This is a genomic window from Ureibacillus xyleni (genome assembly GCF_900217795.1).
Taxonomy (GTDB): domain Bacteria; phylum Bacillota; class Bacilli; order Bacillales_A; family Planococcaceae; genus Ureibacillus; species Ureibacillus xyleni.
Map to the genome: position 1 here is coordinate 64,875 of NZ_OBMQ01000017.1, position 19,462 is coordinate 84,336.

Below are 19,462 nucleotides of genomic sequence, written 5' to 3' on the forward strand. Positions count from 1 at the left end.
AATCAAAGCGTGGTCTTTATTTATATGGTTTATCGGATTAGTGTCAGTATTATTTGGAGTATTTTTGATAATATTCTAATAGCAACTAACGGTGGAGGTTTGTATAAGAAAGATTGATTAAGAAACCCTATTTGATGGGGAGTGATAAAATGGGAAGATATATTATCGGCATTGTAATGATTATTGCAGGTATTGTACTTTTAATGATTACTCAGGATAGGGACTTTAAAGAAGTAGAAGAGTCTATTGTCATAGCATATTCATTTCTAATTTTCGGGATTATATATATCGTATATAAATTAATCCGTAAGCGAAATCAGTAGATACAATCTTGTTGAAAGAAATTAGTCTTAAAGGAAGAGTTGAATAATACCTTTGTTAATTCAATCGCTTGGTTTTGGTGTCTTATCTGGATTAGGAATGTTAATTGCAAATTATGATAAACAAAAACAGTTTCCAGTTTGATTTATCTAACTACTGCATACTATATTGAAGTCAGGGTAATTAAAGAGGCAAAAAACACTGGGGTTGGTTAGCATTGTTTGACTTTATATTTTATTTTTTAGGTTCATTCCTATACGGTAGTAATACAGGTTTAAATACAAGAAAAATTGACAAAAACATTGAACTATTAAAACAGCAAGGTTGGTTTAAAAGGATATATGAAGACGAAAAGTATCGTAGTTTGTTTTTCTCAAATAAATACGTAAGAGCTTATTTACAAAGCAATTATCGAGTAAAAAAAATTATTCGTAATGAAAGTGCTCAAAAAAGGTTATTGAATATACTTGATAAGCAATTGAATAGGTAATTACACTTCTTATTGAACTGTGAATTGTTTCACTTAAACTAACGAGGGCGTTAATGCAATATGAACAAAACTAAAGAGCCTAATATATACAAGGAACACTTCTTGTATATTTAGGCTCTTTTTTTCATAAAACATTTGACGTAAACTGCATTTTAAATTGCCGAAATAAAATATGGTTATTAAAGTCATTGTAAGAGTGATTTTTATTTAACTGCATTATATTCCTTTAATTTCTCTAAGAAATACTCATTCGAGCTAAAATCATAATCTAACTCGAAATCCAGCAATTGAAAACTTTCCTCATACTCTTGCTTTGAAGGAATGATTTCTTCAAAGTTGAGAGGATGTTCTGGAAATGCTTCCTCATACCCTTCTTTAAAGCGTGCAACATTGTCATCGTAGGTTTCAATAATCTCTTTTTTAATTTGCTCGTATTCTTTTTTATAAACCGTATTAAGTTTTTTCAAAAATTCATTACGCTGATTTGAAAGCATAAAAACATGAATAAAACTTTTCCCCGTCATCTCTTCATTCCATTCTAATTCATAACTATCCCAATCCGAGCCCCAAACAGGGCATATAGATGAATTTTTATATTCGTTGTATAATCGTTGTTCAAATTCTACCAGTATCTCTCTTTGATTTCTTGGGATAACATAAACAGTATGCTCAAAATAACCTTCCAAACCTTCAATTTCCTGTTCAACTTGAAATTCTAATGCTCTTCTTCCAATCGTCAAAGAAAATAGTATCGCCTTCGATTCCACTTTATTATCTTCCTTTCCTACTGTTTTCAAAAAAATAGAAAATTATGATTGGTTATGCCAATGTCTCCCATATTAGTTATAGTAAAGAACCATTTATACGTCAATAGCAGACTATTGAACTTACCTGCACTGAATCCTTTTTGTCCAATCTATTATTTTTATGCAATAACCATCCCCATATAACGACCATTCAGCAAATGAATCAGGGGATGGTGCTTATTTAGAATCTATCCTATGAATCTGTATAATCGTTTCCAATAGTAGTAAAATGTAGAACCTTTTTAATCATTGTAGATAAATACAATAATCGAAAGGTTCTCCCTTTTTACATACTACTAATGCTATTCAAAAATTTTTTGAAACAATAATTATATTTCTTCCATACTCAAAAGGTTCATTACAGCAAAATCCGCCTCAAAAATTGTTAACTTTTCCTTTTCATACGGAACGGCTATAGGGATACACCCTTCTGGGCTAATACTAAGCATTACAAGTGGTTGCATCTCGTTATCATAGGCAATATATTCCCCACTTACATGGTACGAAGCACCCCGATACAAGTGGATGTGTTCAACTCCATAATAAATAACTACATCTTTTAGCATAGTGACAACTTTCTTCTTAACAAATCCTTCAACTTGTCCAAAGTATTCATAATCCTCAAGCTTCCAATCCCAATGAAAAATACCTTCTTTGCAGACAATGAATTCATCTTCACCCCAAGGGTTGATCTCATCATCCTCAATCTCATCTCCATATTTATTAAATCCTTTCATTATGGCTTCCTCTTGCTCTTTTATTTCCCTTCTAAGGACCTCAATACTTGCTAACTCTTCTGTTCCAAAAAGCTTCAAAGTCCCAAACAATTCACCAGTATCATCGCCATACACGAATACTACTGGAATTATAGTTTTGATTGATTCACTTTGCATCATTAATAATTCTTCATTAGACTCTTTCCATTTTTCAAATTCAATTACATTGTTATTCATTAAAAATTACCTCCAATTTTAGTTAAGTTTCGTTTCTCTTTCAAAAAGCCAAATAATAAAAATTTTTAGTTTATCAATTACTCATGATAAATCACTCCTCTTCATTATTTCGTTGAAGTCCATCTAATTAGGGTGGAATTCAACTATGTAAAAGGACAAATAGGTAAATAGAAAGTTATTCAGTTTTCAAGGAACAAAAAAAGCTAATTTTACTTAGACATCAATGCAAACGCCTAACCTCTGTTCTGAAATGGGCATAATACCCCCCTCGGAAATAACAAAGTTAAACGTATGAAATTGAATAATCTAAGTAAAATTAGCTTTAAAAATATCAAAATATATAAAAAGTATTGCCTGTAGTCATAATATAACTGGTATATTTCAGATAGTCAATAGTTTTGAATAAAATTATCCAAAAATATCCATTGCAGTTAAAATCCTAACTCTATTGATGATGTTTTTGCACAAAAAAAGAACTACCCGAAGCCTGGTATGCGGGGTAGCTCTTACATGGATCTACTTTTGCGAACCGAACGCAAACAGTTCGGTTAGTGATAACGATACTCGCAATATCGTATCAACATAATTATAACCAAACTATTACATATGTAAAATAAACCACTTTCAAGTATTTCACTGCACAAAAACTAAATTTTTCGACCTTAAACCTTTTACCTTTAAAACCTGGAATATTCTACTTTACCGTTTATTACTCATAGTATTCCTTATTTGTTAATTTTCTTCTATATTTTTTGCTCTGTTAAAGGTAAATATTGATATTTGATAACTGTTCCAATTCTTGATATGATCAACACAAGAACAAGAGTTCGTATGAGGCTGTTAAAATTCAACGTGTAGTTCTTATTCAACAGGAGATTTGGAAGAAGAAAAATATAATGTATAATATTAGCGATATTAAAGTCGTTTATTGGAATAGGAGTTATCAAATATGAACTTGAAGATTAGGCAAGAGCAAGTAGATGATTACGATTTAACTGAAATGATTGTAAAGAATGCATTCGCCAATGCAGAACACAGCGACCAAAAAGAACATCTGTTAGTTTCCCGAATAAGAAAGTCCAAGGGGTTCATTCCAAAACTATCATTAGTGGCAACAAATGAAGATAATAACGAAATTTTGGGACATATTCTTTTGTCTAAGGTGAAAATTAGTAAAGGCGACAATGAATGGATAGAATCACTTTCCCTCGCACCTGTTTCTGTCTTACCAGAGTATCAAAACAAAGGAATAGGTGGACTTTTAATTACCGAAGCATTGAAAGAAGCAAAAGAACTTGGATACCACTCCGTTGTTGTTTTGGGACATCCAGAATATTATCCGAAGTTTGGCTTCAAAAAAGCATCCTTATGGGGAATAAAAGCACCTTTTGAAGTGCCAGATGAAACATTTATGGCAAAAGAACTAAGTGAAAATGCTCTCAATAATGCTTCAGGGGTTGTGGAATATCCAAGTGTATTTTTTGAATAAGCAATTAGAGGATGCGTTGAAATAGAGGAAACCCAAAAACTTTAATAGGGTTTCCCTTAATTTTTAATTATCAACATAGAGCCATTATTTTAATAATTAATCTCGAATTGTTATTATTTTTTATGTTAATAACCTTTTTACATCCTCCTCTATTTTCGAAGGGGAAGTTGTTGGTGCGTATCGTTTGATGACTTTTCCCTGTCTATCTATAAGAAATTTAGTAAAATTCCATTTAATATCCGCTGTTAACAAACCCTTTTTTTCCTTTGTTAAATACCTATACAGTGGATGAGCTTCTTCTCCCTTTACGTCAATCTTACTGAACAAAGGGAAGCTGACACCAAAATTTAATTGACAGCTCTCTGCAACCTCTTCATCTGATCCTGGTTCCTGACTCCCGAACTGGTTACATGGGAAGCCTAATACTATAAATTTATTATCCCTATATCTCTTATATAGTTCTTCCAATTCTCTCAGTTGAGGAGCAAATCCACATTTTGTTGCTGTGTTAACAATTAACAGTGCATGACCTTCATAGTCACTTAATGACCTCTCTTCTCCATTAATCAAACGAGCTGAAAATTCATAAATACTCATAATAATCCCTCTTCTCAATGCGATCACAATATTTTTACTAATATCCCATAAAGACATCCTTTTTTATATTTCTCTTTGAAATATCATGACCTTTTAAATAGACCGATACAGAATCAACCATTGTCTTTGTCCCTGCAATGTAATAAATTCCATTTTCTTTATGCATTGTTGTGAATCTATCTATCTCTTGATATAAGTTATCTCTTGAATCCAGATAGTTTACAATTATAGATGTATTTTTAGCTACTTCATCAAGTTCGTTCTTATAGATATATGATTTATTGCTATCTATATAGAGTAGTGTTATCGGATTTCTAATTTCACTCTTCGCTATTTCAATTTGCTTTAATATTGATCTGAATGGGGTAACTCCTATGCCCCCTGCGATTAGAAGTGATGGACTTTTATCATCTAAATAGAGAGGTCCAATTGGGCCACGCATACTGATTTTCATCCCAGGAGATAGTTCTAACATGGCTTTCTTAAACTCACTTGGTTGGTCACTAATCCCCATCGTAATTTTGAGGGTACTTTCTTCTGGAGCAGATGCAATACTAAACGGTCTTGTTGGCTTTTGAATTTTTTTGTGTATAATACTAAAAACTCCATGCTGTCCTGCGTTCCAGTTTAAACCCTTTTCTTTTTCAAAAATAAATGTATATACCCCATCAGATTCCTTATAACTTTCTAAAAATTCCAACTCCCACTTTTTGAATATTGGCGAAATATCTTGAATAAAGCCCATTCTTCCATCCCCTTTTTCCTTTATTGAAAACTATCTATATTTGCAATTGCAAACTCTTCAAAAGTACGTGGTTTCTTGCCAGTCAGCTTAATGAAATCATCTGTAACATCTTTTGCTGTCCCCATCCTTGTCATAAAATACAACGCCACAGTAACATTTACAAATGCTTTTTCCAATCCACGTTTTTTAATATAATGCCTTCTATACTTTAAAAACCCTGGTTTTGCATATTCAATTTTTCTTCCTGTAACTCTGCTCAAGATTTCTGCAACTTGAAAATAATCTAAAGCCTCTGCACCAGTAATGGTATGAGCTGTGTTTTTATATATTTCTGGATTGCGAAGTAAAGTTGCAACAGAAAGACCAATATCTTCTGCGTCTATGAAACTTGTTTTACTGTTTCCTGCTGGAATAAATATTTTATTCATTTCCCTTATTTCAGTGGAATGAACACCCGAAACGTTTTGCATAAAGAACCCTGGTCGAACGTGAGCAAATGGAATTTGTGAAGATTCGATATACTTTTCAATTTTATGATGCGGTGGGATTGTATTTTTCTCTATGCCCATTAAAGACAGGAATGAAACAAGCTTAATGTTGTAGTCTTTCATCGCATCAATAAAAGGATACAAATCCTCTGGTTTCCCAAGATGAGGTGGTCTAATTAGAAATACCCGATCCACATTTTCAAGTGCATTCTTAAAGGTCTTCTTTTTCGTAAAGTCAAAGTAAACTGGATCGACCTTATCTTGAAACAAATCTATTAATTTTTGAGTATTGGTTCCAGCAGTAACTACTCGTTCTCCCATTTTTAACAAATTCTCCGTAACATACCTGCCTACATTACCTGATGCACCTGTTACTAATACTTTCATCATAATCCTTCTCTCGAATTTTATTTATTCTCTATAATAAAAGCTGATAACAATAATTAGACCAGTCTATATATTAATTAACCAAAAGAAACCAGTCTCTACTATTTAAGAAGAACTGGTATCTGTTTTGCAACCATTCTTAATGGTTGACTATTTCCCATTGTGAAGGATAAAAGGAATGCTCCTTCAACCATTGAATTGATTGCAATGCCTAATTCTATTGCTCTATTTTCCTCTAAACCAGAGCTTATCAGCTTTTGTGTAAAAGCATCCTGAAAACTAAAATAAGCTAATTGACAAGCATTTCTTAACGGCTCACTAATTAAAGATGTTTCAAGTGCGATAGATGCAACAGGAACTCCACCTTTACATCCTTCTTTTTCAAAACGTTCAGCCATATCATTAATAAGATTCTGAATTGCCATTACAGGTTCAGATGATTTCTGTAATCCATCTACAATCTGATCTAAAACAAATTTAGCTGTCACTTGTAATGATTCCAAGGCAAGTTGTTCCTTTCCATCAGGGAAATAGTAATATAATGACCCTTTAGGCGAACCACTCTCTTTAATAATCTGATTAAGTCCTGTTGCGTGATAACCTTGCATTTGAAAGAGTCGGGATGCTGTTTTAATGATCTTATCCTTTGTACTTTCCTTCTCGTTCATTTTATTACCTCATTCCAAAAATTATAACAACTGGTCTACATACATCATAAGAAAAAGTTTTATTTGTGTCAACAATATCAATTTACTAATCAAAAAAGAACCACCCAAAGCTGTTAAGCGGGGTGATTCCTCTCGCAAAAAATAACCTTTTTGTGAACCAAACCATTAAAGTTCAGTTACTGGATACGACACTCACAATATCGCATCAACCTAATTATAGGAAAATTCAATTATCTATTCAATCAATATTGGAGGTTTTAAAAAATGGATTTTAAAATTAAAGCATTTAGTTATCACAGCACTACTAAGAATGTTTTCGCTGTCAAAGTGTGTGACTGGGGAGAGTACAGCATCATAACTAAAAATGGTTTAATCGAATTGCTAAGTGATTCAGGACACTCACTCCTTATTGGATTAGATGAAGATGAGCAAACCAATTACTGTTTAACTTTATGTCATGATGATAAAGAAGTTCGTCTGTTGTTCAAATTACAGCCTAAATCTTTTTTTACATTATTTGATATGTATAACAAAAACAAATCACAGTTTTTCAAAGAAGTTCAGCTTATCAATCATGGCAGATTATTAATTGATAGGACGAATTTTATTAGACAGTCGGATACTTTACCACAGTCAACATCAACTATATGATACCTTTTACGAGCATAAAGATACCGAAGGTTTATCCTTAAGCTTTTCATTTTACCTTCGGTATCTTGATGTCCAAAATTTTTAATACGACCGAGATGCAAAAAACTTTTCATTAAAGCCGTTAGAAGTATCTACTCCTACTCTTCAAATGATAAATTGACAGGTTCCTCTAACAAATCAGAAGAAAAATCAATGTTAGTTGTTGGTGTTTGTTTATCAACTTCCTTAAATTTAAGTTCATCAATCCATACTTGCCCATTTCCCGATAGTAAAACACCAAAAGCAATGACCGCACTATTTTCAGGCACATCTAAAACAATATGATAATGATTCCACTCATTATTCCCTACAATTGGGCGATCACTCATGTTATCAAATTGCAATACATCTCCAAGTGAATCATCTACACGCATCCAAAATCCACAGAATCCATCAACATCTTTTGATTTAATAAAACCAGAAAGTTTTATCCTTTTGCCAAGATACTTTTCTGCCTTGAATTGTTGCATCATTGTTGCGAATTCACCTTGCGATTGGACAGTAACAGCTTTTAAAAATCCAGATGCTCTTCCCTTATGAACGTTTTCTCTATCAATTCCCATCTTATAATTAAACGGATGACTACCGCTTAAATTCCAACCTTTTAGTAATTGTTCATTTTTCAAATTGATTTCCTCCTTTTGTATGGTTAATTTACCCATGATTTTACGATATTGCCCTGGTGGTAATTGATAATATTTTTTAAATGAACGTGTAAATGATTCTTGTGTTTCAAAGCGATAATAGAAAGCAATCTCTATGATTTTTTCATCTGAATAAAGTAGCATGTTAGCTGAATTGGCAATTCTTCTATACCGAATATATTCAGATGCAGTCACGCCAACCTCCTTTTGGAAAATACGAAGAAAATGGTATTTTGAGAATCCTACGAACTGAGCAACGCTTTCTAAAGATAACTCTTCATGTAAGTTCATCTCTATATACTCAATCGTTTTTTGAATGATGGGGCTATAGCTCATTTCATGAACCTCCTTACAAATAATATAACAAAAGGAATAATTGTTTTTTTGACATATATTGCTTTGTTATTCGAAGCTCTTGAGGAACGCTTTTATTGTGTAAGAAGTGGTATTATTATGTTGAGACACTTGAATGCTCTTTTTAAATTTATGTTCATTATTTTGAAAGAAGCGGTATCATAAATTTTATTCATCCCTTTAATCCCTAAACCCTTACGCTCTACTATGTATCCACCCAAAAAAGTCGTTCCAACTCCCCTTCCCCCTTAAACCTTACCAACTCTTACTCTCCCAACACTTCAAGCCATTTTCCAATATTCTCCGCCTAAAAAAGTCGTTCCTGCATTTTCCCCATATTCATCTAATTTTTGTTCAGATTTTACAACCGTTTTGGACTAAAAAAGTCGTTCCAAAGTAGAGGCGTAGTAGAGTTAAGGGATTAGGTTTTAGGGTAAAAGAAAAAGGAATAAAGGCTCGAAAACCCTTATTCCTTCTGACTTTTTTCAATTTTATTCCCGTTCTTATAATTCCTATTTCTTCCTTAATCCTTGTTTCTACTCTCCCGACTTTTTTTGTCCTGAACCGAGTTTTTTTGGTCAGGAGCGAGTTTATTGGGTGAAGACAATGGCTTTTTTCAATCCTTTGAACAATTCGTTAGGTACGACTAAGTTGCATAAGGTAAAACTAAGTTGTGTCGGGTGCAACTTAGTTGTGCAAGGTACGATTGAGTTGTGTGCAGACATTCAAATAATATCTTATAAGTTTGATTACTCCACCGTTACCGACTTTGCTAAATTACGTGGTTTATCTACGTCACAGCGGCGGTGAAGAGCAGCGTAATAACTAATTAGTTGTAACGGCACGACTGCTACTAGTGGTGTTAAAAGTGTATGCACTTTTGGAATCACTAATCGGTCGCCTTCTTCGTTTAAGCCCTCCATCGAAATGATGCATGCGTTTGCTCCGCGCGCAACAACTTCTTTCACATTTCCACGGATATTTAAAGCCACTTGCTCTTGTGTTGCAAGTGCAAATACAGGTGTGCCTTCTTCAATTAGGGCGATTGTTCCGTGTTTTAACTCTCCACCTGCAAAACCTTCCGCTTGAATATAGGAGATTTCTTTTAGTTTTAATGCACCTTCTACACTTACACAGAAGTCTAGATTACGTCCAATAAAGAAAGCATTGCGTGCAATCTTTAGATAATCTTCTGCAATTTGCTCTAATTCGTCTTTAGAATCCACAATTGTTTGAATACCATTTGCGACAATCGCTAGCTCTTGTTTTAGATCAAGAACTACACCTTTTCCAAGGGATTTGCCTGTTACATAAGCAGCAATTGCTAATACCGCAACTTGAGCAACATAAGCTTTTGTAGAAGCAACGGCAATTTCAGGACCTGCATGTAACAACAATGTGTAATCTGCTTCACGAGAAAGTGTTGAACCAGGCACATTTGTAATTGTTAGTGCTGGATAGTTAAGCTCTTTCACTTTTACCAGTACTTGGCGGCTATCTGCTGTTTCACCAGATTGAGTAATAAAAATAAATAACGGCTTTTCTGATAAAAGTGGCATATTGTATCCAAATTCGCTTGAAATATGCACTTCAACTGGAATACCAGCAAGCTTTTCAAAGTACTGCTTTCCTACTAAACCTGCGTGATAGCTAGTACCTGCAGCAATAATGTATAAACGATCTGCTGCTTTAATAGCTTCTAAAATCTGGTCATCTATTGTCAATTCGCCAGCTTCATTGCTATATTCTTGAATAATTTTACGAACAACACCAGGTTGCTCATCCATCTCTTTTAGCATGTAGTGAGGATATGTGCCTTTTTCAATATCACTAGCATCAAGTTCAGCTGTAAAAGGTTTGCGTTCAACCGCACGTCCATCTAATGTTGTAATTTCAACTTTGTCTTTATGAACTAATACAACCTCTTTATCACGTAGTTCGATAAATTGGTCAGTAACTTGCAACATCGCCATCGCGTCTGATGCTACAACGTTAAAACCTTCACCAACACCTACTAAAAGAGGTGACTTATTTTTCGCTACATAAATTGTATCTTCATCTTCTTGGTCTAATAATGCTAGGGCATATGAACCGTGTAATAAAGATAATGTTTTACGGAATGCTTCAACTGTTGATAAGCCTTCTTTGGCGAATAGATCCACTAGCTGAACAATGACTTCTGTATCTGTATCAGATTGCATTTGAATGCCTTTTAAATAGGCTTTTTGTAATAGATGATAGTTTTCAATTACCCCATTGTGTACAAGTGTAAAGCGACCAGAAGTACTTTGATGAGGGTGTGCATTTAATTTGTTTGGTACTCCGTGAGTAGCCCAACGTGTATGACCAATTCCAATATCAGCCGATACGTTTAAATTTACAGATGCACGTAAATCAGCAATACGGCCTTTTTCTTTAAAAACAGTAACACCTTCTTCGTTACGAACTGCGATACCTGCTGAGTCATATCCACGGTATTCTAGTTTTTCTAATCCTTTTAATAATATTTCCTTTGCGTCTAATCCGCCATTATATCCTACGATTCCACACATTTTGTTTTCCTCCGAGTAAGCAATATCAATAAAAAAGACAATGCAAAATACGAAGCCACTGAAAAACTAAATACCGATAAAAATTTATAGTAATTATTTGCTTCTAAATAGAAGGTGGGATTCACTTCGCTTTCCACGGGCTTGGCTTCAGCCTCCTCGTCGCAAGCTCCTGCGGGGTCTTCAGCTCAAGCTGTTCCCGTAGGAGTCTTCGTGAATCCCACTTCCTAAAAGATCTGAGCGTATTTTTATTATAAAAATTTATTAAAATCGACTTTTTCAGTGCCCTACAAAATACAGCTTATATTTTAGGTAGGATTCTGTCTACTTACATCCTTTACCTAAAATAAGCATTGATTCATTAATATTGCTTTTTTATATTTGCCTTTTCGTTTTGCTGTCCAAAAAATTGCTTCTTTGTTTTAAAAACGAAAATAACAATCGGGCATGCGATCGGGAGGTATCCGCCGAAAGTTCGATACTCCTCCACCTCGTCAACTAAGGATTATGTTTCGTCCGATTTCCTTAGCTCAGGCGCTATCATTGTTTTCCTTTTACTTGTATAGCGCGATTTTACCCTCCTTTTGTGCGCTCGCTTGAAAAATTGGAATATGTTTGAAAGCCGTTTTTTCAAGCACCTTCATCATACAGAATATGCTCGGTTCCGTCAATCATTCACTCATTTTGACCATATTGAAAAAATATCCACTAGAGTATAACGCCCTAGTGGATTCGTGTTTGTTTGTTTCTTTCTTATAATCCCTTTTCTTTCAACAGGTTGACAATTTCACGGTTAAAAGCTGGAAGGTCTTTTGGTGTGCGGCTTGATACAAGTTGCTTTTGACAAACGAATACTTCTTCGTCATGATAGTTTGCACCAGCATTTTCTAAATCAACTCGAATTGATTTATAGCCAGTAATATCGCGCCCTTCTAATGAACGAGCTGTAATTAGTAGTTGTGGTCCATGGCAAATTGCAAATACAGGTTTCATATCACTCATGAACTTTTTGGCAAATGCCACTACACGATCATCATCACGCAATAAATCTGGCGAAAAGCCACCTGGAATAAATAGTGCGTCAAATTCACCTGGATTTACATCTTCAATCCCAAAATCAATTTCAACTCGTGCTTCTCCTTGCTTCCCTCTTACCGCTTTGTTTCCTTCTTTATCAATTGTTACTACTTCATGTCCAGCTTCTTCTAACGCTTCTTTTGGACTTGTATATTCAATATCCTCAAAAAGATCTGTAATTAACGTTGCTATTCGTGCCATTTTCAACACTCCTCTATACAGTTTATCAACATTACTATGTCCTTTTTGAATGTGAAATAAACGTTAAGAGGGGAAGTGAATTTAAAAATCCAGCTCACCTTTTTGGTTGCTGGATTTTATCATTAGTCTGTTAATCCCAATTGTTCACGTACGACATTGGCAATACGGTTAACGTAGCTTTCACATTCTTCTTCTGTTGCAGCTTCCACCATTACACGGACAAGTGGCTCAGTTCCAGAAGGGCGTACTAAAACGCGGCCATTGCCACCCATTGCATCTTCTACTTCTTTAATCGCTGCTGCAACTTTTTCATTTTGTGTTACAGCATTTTTATCTGTTACACGTACATTTACCAATTTTTGAGGGAAAATCGTCATTTCTGATGCAAGCTCAGATAGTCGTTTACCCGTTGCTTTCATGATGTTTACTAACTGGATTCCCGTTAATAAGCCATCACCCGTTGTATTAAAATCAAGGAATACGATATGTCCGGATTGTTCTCCGCCAAGATTGTAGTCGTTGGCACGCATCTCTTCCACAACATAACGGTCTCCAACTGCTGTTTTGACACTTGTCATCCCGTTATCTTCTAGTGCTTTGTAGAAACCGATGTTGCTCATGACAGTAGAAACAATCGTATTTTTCTTTAAGCGACCTTTACTATTTAAATATTTACCGATGATGAACATAATTTGATCACCATCTACAATTTTTCCTTTTTCATCTACAGCAATTAGTCGATCTCCATCACCATCAAAAGCTAGTCCAACATCGGCATCACGCTCTAGAACAAACGCTGAAAGTTTTTCTGGATGTGTTGAACCTACACCTTCATTAATATTTAAACCATCTGGAGAAGAACCCATTGATGAAATATCAGCTTCTAAATCTGCAAATAGGTGTGTAGCAAGTTGTGAAGTTGCACCATGAGCACAATCCAATGCTACGTGAATTCCTAAGAAGTCTTCTTCCACAGTTTGTTTTAAGTAAGAAAGATATTTTTGACCACCTTCGAAGTAATCACTAACACTTCCTAAGTCTCCACCAATTGGACGTGGTAAAGTATCATCTTCAACATCAATTAAATTTTCGATTTCTGCTTCTTGTGCATCCGTTAGTTTAAACCCATCTGGACCGAAAAATTTAATACCATTATCTGCTACTGGATTGTGGGATGCAGAAATCATAACACCTGCATCTGCGTTCATTACTCGTGTTAAATATGCAACACCAGGTGTGCTGATGATACCTAAACGCATTACTTCAACTCCAATGGAAAGTAAGCCAGCAACTAGTGCTCCTTCTAACATATGGCCAGAAATGCGTGTATCTCGTCCAATTATTACTTTTGGACGTTCTTTAGAATGTTTTGTCAGCACATAGCCACCGATTCGTCCAAGTTTAAATGCAAACTCTGGCGTTAACTCTGAATTTGCGACACCACGGACGCCATCAGTTCCGAAATATTTTCCCATAACCTATTCTCTCCTTCAATGCTAGACAATCCATGCTTCGATTATGATTACTCTGAACAACTCAAAACTTATTTACTGAGTTGTACTCTCTTCATCATTGGCTGGATTTTCTGTATCCGTTTCTTCTACGTTTTCCTCTACAGGTTGCTCTACAGGTTCGTTCGTTTCTGTATTATTATCTTTAGTTACATTGGCATTAATTTTTATCTTCTTAGTAGAGAGCTTAGTGGTTCCATTAGGTGCTACTAAATCGACTTCGTAACTACCTGAATTCTCTATGTCAGATATGTCAAATTCTACGGGTAGTTCAGATAGCGCGTCAATAATAGATTTTGGACCATAAACTCTTATCAGTTCTGTATCGGGCCTCAAGCTGTTTATTGTAATACCTTCTGGCGGTGTACCCCTTTGGCGAATTATAACTGGGACTTCCCGACTATACTCTCGGATATCGACTTTGACATTAACCGCTTCTGGCTCAATGGTTACTTCAAGTTTATTTAGACTACTATCCAAAACTTTCACAGCAGCCTCTTGTTCAAATGAAGCGTTAATTCCTTTTTCACCAGTAACGGTTGCTTTTACATAACTAATGTCCTCAATAACACTTTTCGCACCTGTAACAAATACCGTAGATGGCTCAGGATTCATACTTATTAATTCGTATCCCTCTGCAATTAATCCGTTATTCATTTCGGGATCAATACGTAACTCTTTCGTTACCTTTTCTTCGATTACTATATCAACAATTTTAGGATCAATGGTCACATCTACCTTTTCCGAGAAATTTTCATGTTGTATTGTTACTCGATGTCGACCAATCATCAGTGAGTTTAAGTCTACAAACACTTTAAAATCTCTTTTTAATTTTGTTTGTAGGACGATTGCCATTGGTCCTTCAATTGTGACATCAACTGTTTTAGGCAATCCTGAAACAATCAGATTTTCAGAATCATAATATACTTCAAGTGGAACAGCAGTAATAATATCCATTTGTGAATTTGCACTTGTTGCTTGCTCACTTGTATCCATCTGAGCCTTTACATAAAAGAAGAGTAAAACTGCTAATATTAAAGCTGTAACCCTTAGAACCCAATAACTATCAAATAGTTTATCCATTCTTTTTCCCCCTCCAATTCCACTTAGGGGCAATTTCTGAATCTTGTTCAGGTCCAAACCACATTTTTCTTAGTTGTGCCTCAAACTCATCAATTGTAAGGTTTCGATAAAGATTGCCATTCTTTGTTAAACTCACTGCTCCAGTTTCTTCAGAGACCACAATTGTAATTGCATCGGTTACCTCACTTAATCCAACAGCAGCACGATGTCTTGTACCTAGTTCTTTGGAAATGAAAGTACTTTCAGATAGAGGCAAGTAACAAGCAGCTGCAGAAATTTTATCTTTCTGTACAATTACGGCACCGTCATGTAGTGGAGTATTCGGAATAAAAATGTTGATTAATAACTCGCTTGTAATTTCTGCATTTAATTTGATTCCAGTTTCGATATATTCATTCAAGCCTGTTTCTTTCTCAAGGGAGATTAATGCACCAATTCGTCGTTTTGCCATATAACTTACGGCTTTTTTCATTGCTTCTACTAACCTTGTTTGTTCATCCTCTAATTGACCCGTGGAGCGTTGGAATATTTTCCCCCTGCCCAACTGTTCAAGAGCACGACGAATTTCAGGAGTGAAAATAATGATGATGGCTAAAAATCCCCAATCAATTACTTCTTGGAGTAGCCAGCCGAGGGTATCAAGTCCAAAAATAACTGTCGCAAATCTTGCAAAAATGATAACAAAGAGACCTTTTAATAATTGAACAGCTTTCGTCCCTTTAATGAGGGTTAATAATTTATATATTACGTACCATACAAGCAGTACATCCAAAAAACTAAATACAACATTTACAGGTGTTAAGTCTGTAAACTGCTCAATCATTTGCACGTGGCATCCCCCACTTTTTCCTTGCTAATTCATTTATATCTAATACAACTTCATGTTATTACGTAAAGTTCCTTCTCAAGGAGAATTAATTTTATAGAACCCTAAATTACATACATTTTACTAAAATTTAAAATCTTCATTAAGTAAAATTAGTATACCATATTTTGCACAATCTAGCCTTTTCCAAGAAAAAAGTCTACTCATTTGAGTAGACTAAGATTAATTTATTAATTTTATTCAAATAGTGACATAAAATCATTTGCCATTTCCTTCATTTCGTACCATAACCATTCAAATGTTTCATCTATTTCTTCAATTTGTCCAGTTACTACTGCTGTAGAAGCCATATATTGTCCATTAATGACCGTTACATTACCGTCAACTTCTCCTTCGATAACAATATCGCCATTTTTCACTACTATGTCACCTTTTACAACTTCACCCTCAGGCACAATCACCGTTTGACCATCGACAACTAGATTTGGTTGTTTCGTAACGGAGAATTCATCATTTGGATAATTGCTTAATAATGTAGCACTCATGAAGAATAAGAACACTGCTGCTGCTACAATGATTGGATGTCTTCTTAACCATTTTTGCACGCCTAACCGTTGTTTGGCTTTCGGCAGACGCTTCATTACTTGTTCCTCAAAATTTGGAGGTGCTGTAATATGCGCTGCACTCTTAACAAAAGCAATCGTGTCACTTAATTGGTGCATATGTTGTTGACAATCCGAGCAAGCTTGTAAATGTTTCTTAAGTTGTTGTTCATGATCACGACTAATATCGCCATCTAAATATTCATGCATATAGTCAACAATGTTTTGTGGACACGTACTCATATTCTTCCCTCCTATAGATTGTTTAATTGCTTTCTTAGAGCTTCACGACCTCTATGAATTCTCGTTTTTACAGTCCCCAAAGGCATATCTAAAATTTCGCTGATTTCTTGAAGAGGTAGCTCCTCTATATATTTTAATACAATAACTGATCGATACTTATCAGGCAATCTGCTTATTTCATATTGAATACGATCTTGAAGTTCCATTTGCTCTACCGCGTCTTCTGGCAATTGGTCTGTTGCAGCAATATGTGAATACATATCTAGTCCATCTGTTCCAGCAACCTCTGCATCTAAATAAAAGTCTGGTTTCTTTTTTCTAATCCGGTCAATACATAGGTTTGTTGCAATACGGTAAAGCCAAGTTGAAAATTTTCTTTTTTGATCGTAAGAATGTAAGTTTATGTATGCTCGAACAAAGGCTTCCTGAGCAATGTCTTCAGCCTCTTGTTTATTCCCCAGCATACGAAAACAGATTTGGTAAAGCTTGTGCTGGTAGAGAGTCACAACATCTGAAAATGCGTTTTGATCACCTTTTAGCACTTGCTTTATTCTTTTATTCACTAACGCATCCATTTGTGTTTCCTCTCCTACTTGGCTTACTATCTATTTACGTAACAAGTTTTAAAAAGTTTCGTTAATTTTTTTATTATATCAAAATTTTTTTGTTACTAATAATGGCTTTTTTAGTATATTTAGCCATTTAGATCATAAGCCAAATACACTATACTAACTTCTCACCTAGTAATGAGCCCATTAATGCAACGGCTACCTCTGCTGTTTTATTACGCTCGTCCAGTATTGGATTAACTTCCACAAATTCAGCTGAAGTAATGAACCCTGCTTCCTCCAACATTTCCATTGCTAAATGACTTTCTCGATAAGTAATCCCTCCTGGCACAGGCGTCCCTACTCCTGGTGTATACAGTGGGTCAATACCATCTAAGTCTAACGATAAGTGTACACCATCTATTTGTCTCATTTTAAAGTATTCAATAGATTCCTCAATTACTTTTGTCATACCCATTCGGTCAATTTCATGCATCGAATATACTTTAATCCCGTGCTTTTTAATTAACTCTCTCTCGCCAGGATCAACGGAACGTGCGCCGATAATAATTATGTTTTCCGGCTTAACCTTTGGTCCGTATCCACCGATATTAACCAACCGCTCATCCCCAAGGCCACAACTAATTGCTAAAGGCATACCATGGATATTTCCTGATGGAGAAGTTTCAGGTGTATTCAAATCTGCGTGCGCATCATACCAAATAACACCTAAGTTTTTGTACTTTGTTCCTAATCCTGTAAGAGTTCCGATAGCAATACTGTGATCCCCACCTAAAATAAGAGGAAACCTTCCTTTTGCCATAACATCTTGTACTTTATCTGAAAGTTGCGTACTAACCTCAATAACTTCATCTAGATTTTTCAACTGAGTATTTTGTGGTTTTTTAACTTTATCATGTTTAAGTAAAATATCTCCTTCGTCTAACACTTCATATCCAAGTCCCTCTAATCGTTCTACTACATCTGCATAGCGAATGGCACTTGGACCCATATCAACTCCACGGCGATGTTGCCCGTAATCTGATGGTACCCCAATAATTGAAATTTTGTTATTTTTCATGTTAACACCCTCCCTGTGTCATCTATTTTATATATAAAATTGAAAATTAGCCAACAGTTGACCATTCATGCAGTATAAAAAAATAAAAACTAAAAATCAAAAAAATCCTCTACTCTAATGAGTAAAGGATTGAGCTATTGTATGTATTAATTTTTAGATGGCTGGGGTACTAGGATTCGAACCTAGGCATGACGGAATCAAAATCCGTTGCCTTACCGCTTGGCTATACCCCAGCAATAAAATGGTGGAGGGGGACGGATTCGAACCGCCGAACCCGAAGGAGCGGATTTACAGTCCGCCGCGTTTAGCCACTTCGCTACCCCTCCGTAATAACACTATGGTGGAGGATGACGGGCTCGAACCGCCGACCCCCTGCTTGTAAGGCAGGTGCTCTCCCAGCTGAGCTAATCCTCCATTATTATAGTAGAGTGTTATTATATTTGGTGACCCGTACGAGATTCGAACTCGTGTTACCGCCGTGAAAGGGCGGTGTCTTAACCACTTGACCAACGGGCCTAAATTGTTAATCTCTTAACCGACATGAATTATTATAACAGATTTAATAATGAAGCACAACACTTTTTTATCAAATGAAATTTTTTCGAAAAAAAATGGCTCCGAAGGTAGGATTCGAACCTACGACCAACCGGTTAACAGCCGGTTGCTCTACCACTGAGCTACTTCGGAACGTTAATAATAATTTATTTGGTTAAGTACATTTATTATTATATCCAGAATTTTTATTTTTACAAGTACTTTTTACTAAATTATTTATTTTTTTGCAATATTCCTAAGAGTTATAAAAAAAGCCACTACTGAGCTAATCAGCAACGACTTTTTGAGCCTAGCAACGTCCTACTCTCACAGGGGGAAGCCCCCAACTACCATCGGCGCTAAAGAGCTTAACTTCCGTGTTCGGTATGGGAACGGGTGTGACCTCTTTGCCATTATCACTAGACTACATATTTAGTTGAAAGAAGCTTGTTCTCTCAAAACTGGATAAAGACATTGACTTACAAACTTCAAGCTAAAATTGGTTAAGTCCTCGATCGATTAGTATTCGTCAGCTCCATGTGTCACCACACTTCCACCTCGAACCTATCTACCTC

General features: G+C 35.3%; 19 protein-coding genes, 5 tRNA genes and 1 rRNA gene. 4 read left to right on the top strand and 21 right to left on the bottom strand.

Going from position 1 to position 19,462, the window contains the following annotated elements; all coding sequences use genetic code 11:
* Positions 1-149 precede the first annotated feature (149 nt).
* Both CRO00_RS20225 and CRO00_RS18145 read left to right on the top strand, forming a co-directional pair.
* The gene (locus tag CRO00_RS20225; protein WP_161946738.1) at positions 150-323 is read left to right on the top strand and encodes a hypothetical protein; all 174 of its coding nucleotides are present in this window, start codon (positions 150-152) and stop codon (positions 321-323) included.
* Positions 324-538: 215 nt separating this feature from the next.
* Positions 539-811 carry a hypothetical protein gene (locus CRO00_RS18145; RefSeq protein ID WP_237658474.1) on the top strand — a complete coding sequence of 91 codons (273 nt, stop codon included), beginning with the start codon at positions 539-541 and terminating at the stop codon, positions 809-811.
* A 203-nt stretch (positions 812-1,014) separates the two neighbouring features.
* On the opposite strand, the gene CRO00_RS18150 is transcribed toward CRO00_RS18145, so the two are convergent.
* Together CRO00_RS18150 and CRO00_RS18155 are read right to left on the bottom strand one after the other, a co-directional pair.
* Positions 1,015-1,608: a hypothetical protein gene (locus tag CRO00_RS18150; protein WP_097075088.1), complete on the bottom strand. Its 594-nt coding sequence runs from the start codon at positions 1,606-1,608 to the stop codon at positions 1,015-1,017.
* A gap of 338 nt (positions 1,609-1,946) precedes the next feature.
* Positions 1,947-2,570, bottom strand: coding sequence for a hypothetical protein (locus CRO00_RS18155; RefSeq protein ID WP_097075089.1), 624 nt, complete (start codon positions 2,568-2,570; stop codon positions 1,947-1,949).
* Positions 2,571-3,519: 949 nt separating this feature from the next.
* Between CRO00_RS18155 and CRO00_RS18160 the strand changes: the two genes are divergently transcribed.
* On the top strand, positions 3,520-4,059 hold the full coding sequence (locus CRO00_RS18160) for a GNAT family N-acetyltransferase (protein WP_097075090.1): 540 nt from the start codon (positions 3,520-3,522) through the stop codon (positions 4,057-4,059).
* A 120-nt stretch (positions 4,060-4,179) separates the two neighbouring features.
* Here CRO00_RS18160 and CRO00_RS18165 read toward each other — a convergent pair whose 3' ends face one another.
* From CRO00_RS18165 to CRO00_RS18180, 4 genes are all read right to left on the bottom strand, one after another.
* Complete coding sequence (locus CRO00_RS18165) at positions 4,180-4,656, bottom strand: glutathione peroxidase (protein ID WP_097075091.1); 477 nt, start codon at positions 4,654-4,656, stop codon at positions 4,180-4,182.
* A gap of 37 nt (positions 4,657-4,693) precedes the next feature.
* Complete coding sequence (locus tag CRO00_RS18170; protein ID WP_097075092.1) at positions 4,694-5,401, bottom strand: FAD-dependent oxidoreductase; 708 nt, start codon at positions 5,399-5,401, stop codon at positions 4,694-4,696.
* 20 nt (positions 5,402-5,421) lie between these two features.
* Positions 5,422-6,279: an SDR family oxidoreductase gene (locus CRO00_RS18175; protein ID WP_097075093.1), complete on the bottom strand. Its 858-nt coding sequence runs from the start codon at positions 6,277-6,279 to the stop codon at positions 5,422-5,424.
* A gap of 98 nt (positions 6,280-6,377) precedes the next feature.
* Complete coding sequence (locus tag CRO00_RS18180; protein WP_097075094.1) at positions 6,378-6,944, bottom strand: TetR/AcrR family transcriptional regulator; 567 nt, start codon at positions 6,942-6,944, stop codon at positions 6,378-6,380.
* A 264-nt stretch (positions 6,945-7,208) separates the two neighbouring features.
* Between CRO00_RS18180 and CRO00_RS18185 the strand changes: the two genes are divergently transcribed.
* A complete protein-coding gene (locus tag CRO00_RS18185; protein WP_097075095.1) occupies positions 7,209-7,595 on the top strand; it encodes a hypothetical protein in 387 nt (128 codons plus the stop codon).
* Positions 7,596-7,732: 137 nt separating this feature from the next.
* On the opposite strand, the gene CRO00_RS18190 is transcribed toward CRO00_RS18185, so the two are convergent.
* The 15 genes from CRO00_RS18190 to rrf form a co-directional block, all read right to left on the bottom strand.
* Positions 7,733-8,614 carry a helix-turn-helix transcriptional regulator gene (locus CRO00_RS18190; RefSeq protein ID WP_097075096.1) on the bottom strand — a complete coding sequence of 294 codons (882 nt, stop codon included), beginning with the start codon at positions 8,612-8,614 and terminating at the stop codon, positions 7,733-7,735.
* 767 nt (positions 8,615-9,381) lie between these two features.
* Entirely contained in the window at positions 9,382-11,184 is a 1,803-nt protein-coding gene (glmS, locus tag CRO00_RS18195) for a glutamine--fructose-6-phosphate transaminase (isomerizing) (RefSeq protein WP_097075097.1), read from the bottom strand.
* Positions 11,185-11,934: 750 nt separating this feature from the next.
* The gene (locus CRO00_RS18200; RefSeq protein ID WP_097075098.1) at positions 11,935-12,459 is read right to left on the bottom strand and encodes a type 1 glutamine amidotransferase domain-containing protein; all 525 of its coding nucleotides are present in this window, start codon (positions 12,457-12,459) and stop codon (positions 11,935-11,937) included.
* 122 nt (positions 12,460-12,581) lie between these two features.
* A complete protein-coding gene (glmM, locus tag CRO00_RS18205; RefSeq protein WP_097075099.1) occupies positions 12,582-13,934 on the bottom strand; it encodes a phosphoglucosamine mutase in 1,353 nt (450 codons plus the stop codon).
* 72 nt (positions 13,935-14,006) lie between these two features.
* The gene (locus CRO00_RS18210) at positions 14,007-15,053 is read right to left on the bottom strand and encodes a CdaR family protein (protein ID WP_097075100.1); all 1,047 of its coding nucleotides are present in this window, start codon (positions 15,051-15,053) and stop codon (positions 14,007-14,009) included.
* Positions 15,046-15,882 (bottom strand): diadenylate cyclase CdaA, encoded by an 837-nt coding sequence (cdaA, locus tag CRO00_RS18215; RefSeq protein ID WP_097075101.1) that lies wholly within the window; start codon positions 15,880-15,882, stop codon positions 15,046-15,048. Before cdaA ends, CRO00_RS18210 begins: the two co-directional genes overlap by 8 nt.
* A 233-nt stretch (positions 15,883-16,115) precedes the next feature.
* Entirely contained in the window at positions 16,116-16,724 is a 609-nt protein-coding gene (locus CRO00_RS18220) for an anti-sigma factor family protein (protein WP_097075102.1), read from the bottom strand.
* An 11-nt stretch (positions 16,725-16,735) separates the two neighbouring features.
* A complete protein-coding gene (gene sigW, locus CRO00_RS18225) occupies positions 16,736-17,299 on the bottom strand; it encodes an RNA polymerase sigma factor SigW (protein ID WP_097075103.1) in 564 nt (187 codons plus the stop codon).
* 148 nt (positions 17,300-17,447) lie between these two features.
* Positions 17,448-18,353 (bottom strand): arginase, encoded by a 906-nt coding sequence (gene rocF, locus CRO00_RS18230; protein ID WP_097075104.1) that lies wholly within the window; start codon positions 18,351-18,353, stop codon positions 17,448-17,450.
* Between the two features lie 158 nt (positions 18,354-18,511).
* Positions 18,512-18,586, bottom strand: a tRNA-Gln gene (locus tag CRO00_RS18235).
* Positions 18,587-18,595: 9 nt separating this feature from the next.
* A tRNA-Tyr gene (locus tag CRO00_RS18240) sits at positions 18,596-18,679 on the bottom strand.
* A 12-nt stretch (positions 18,680-18,691) separates the two neighbouring features.
* Positions 18,692-18,767: transfer RNA gene (locus tag CRO00_RS18245), tRNA-Val, on the bottom strand.
* A 27-nt stretch (positions 18,768-18,794) separates the two neighbouring features.
* Positions 18,795-18,869: transfer RNA gene (locus CRO00_RS18250), tRNA-Glu, on the bottom strand.
* Between the two features lie 96 nt (positions 18,870-18,965).
* Positions 18,966-19,040: transfer RNA gene (locus CRO00_RS18255), tRNA-Asn, on the bottom strand.
* 155 nt (positions 19,041-19,195) lie between these two features.
* A 5S ribosomal RNA gene (gene rrf, locus CRO00_RS18260) occupies positions 19,196-19,311 on the bottom strand.
* Positions 19,312-19,462: the final 151 nt, after the last annotated feature.

Excerpts from the sequence above, each read along its gene's own strand:
- CRO00_RS20225 (WP_161946738.1), top strand. The coding sequence starts at position 150 with ATGGGAAGATATATTATCGGCATTGTAATGATTATTGCAGGTATTGTA.
- CRO00_RS18155 (WP_097075089.1), bottom strand. The coding sequence starts at position 2,570 with ATGAATAACAATGTAATTGAATTTGAAAAATGGAAAGAGTCTAATGAA.
- CRO00_RS18160 (WP_097075090.1), top strand. The coding sequence starts at position 3,520 with ATGAACTTGAAGATTAGGCAAGAGCAAGTAGATGATTACGATTTAACT.
- CRO00_RS18165 (WP_097075091.1), bottom strand. The coding sequence starts at position 4,656 with ATGAGTATTTATGAATTTTCAGCTCGTTTGATTAATGGAGAAGAGAGG.
- CRO00_RS18170 (WP_097075092.1), bottom strand. The coding sequence starts at position 5,401 with ATGGGCTTTATTCAAGATATTTCGCCAATATTCAAAAAGTGGGAGTTG.
- CRO00_RS18175 (WP_097075093.1), bottom strand. The coding sequence starts at position 6,279 with ATGATGAAAGTATTAGTAACAGGTGCATCAGGTAATGTAGGCAGGTAT.
- CRO00_RS18180 (WP_097075094.1), bottom strand. The coding sequence starts at position 6,944 with ATGAACGAGAAGGAAAGTACAAAGGATAAGATCATTAAAACAGCATCC.
- CRO00_RS18185 (WP_097075095.1), top strand. The coding sequence starts at position 7,209 with ATGGATTTTAAAATTAAAGCATTTAGTTATCACAGCACTACTAAGAAT.
- CRO00_RS18190 (WP_097075096.1), bottom strand. The coding sequence starts at position 8,614 with ATGAGCTATAGCCCCATCATTCAAAAAACGATTGAGTATATAGAGATG.
- glmS (WP_097075097.1), bottom strand. The coding sequence starts at position 11,184 with ATGTGTGGAATCGTAGGATATAATGGCGGATTAGACGCAAAGGAAATA.
- CRO00_RS18200 (WP_097075098.1), bottom strand. The coding sequence starts at position 12,459 with ATGGCACGAATAGCAACGTTAATTACAGATCTTTTTGAGGATATTGAA.
- glmM (WP_097075099.1), bottom strand. The coding sequence starts at position 13,934 with ATGGGAAAATATTTCGGAACTGATGGCGTCCGTGGTGTCGCAAATTCA.
- CRO00_RS18210 (WP_097075100.1), bottom strand. The coding sequence starts at position 15,053 with ATGGATAAACTATTTGATAGTTATTGGGTTCTAAGGGTTACAGCTTTA.
- CRO00_RS18220 (WP_097075102.1), bottom strand. The coding sequence starts at position 16,724 with ATGAGTACGTGTCCACAAAACATTGTTGACTATATGCATGAATATTTA.
- sigW (WP_097075103.1), bottom strand. The coding sequence starts at position 17,299 with ATGGATGCGTTAGTGAATAAAAGAATAAAGCAAGTGCTAAAAGGTGAT.
- rocF (WP_097075104.1), bottom strand. The coding sequence starts at position 18,353 with ATGAAAAATAACAAAATTTCAATTATTGGGGTACCATCAGATTACGGG.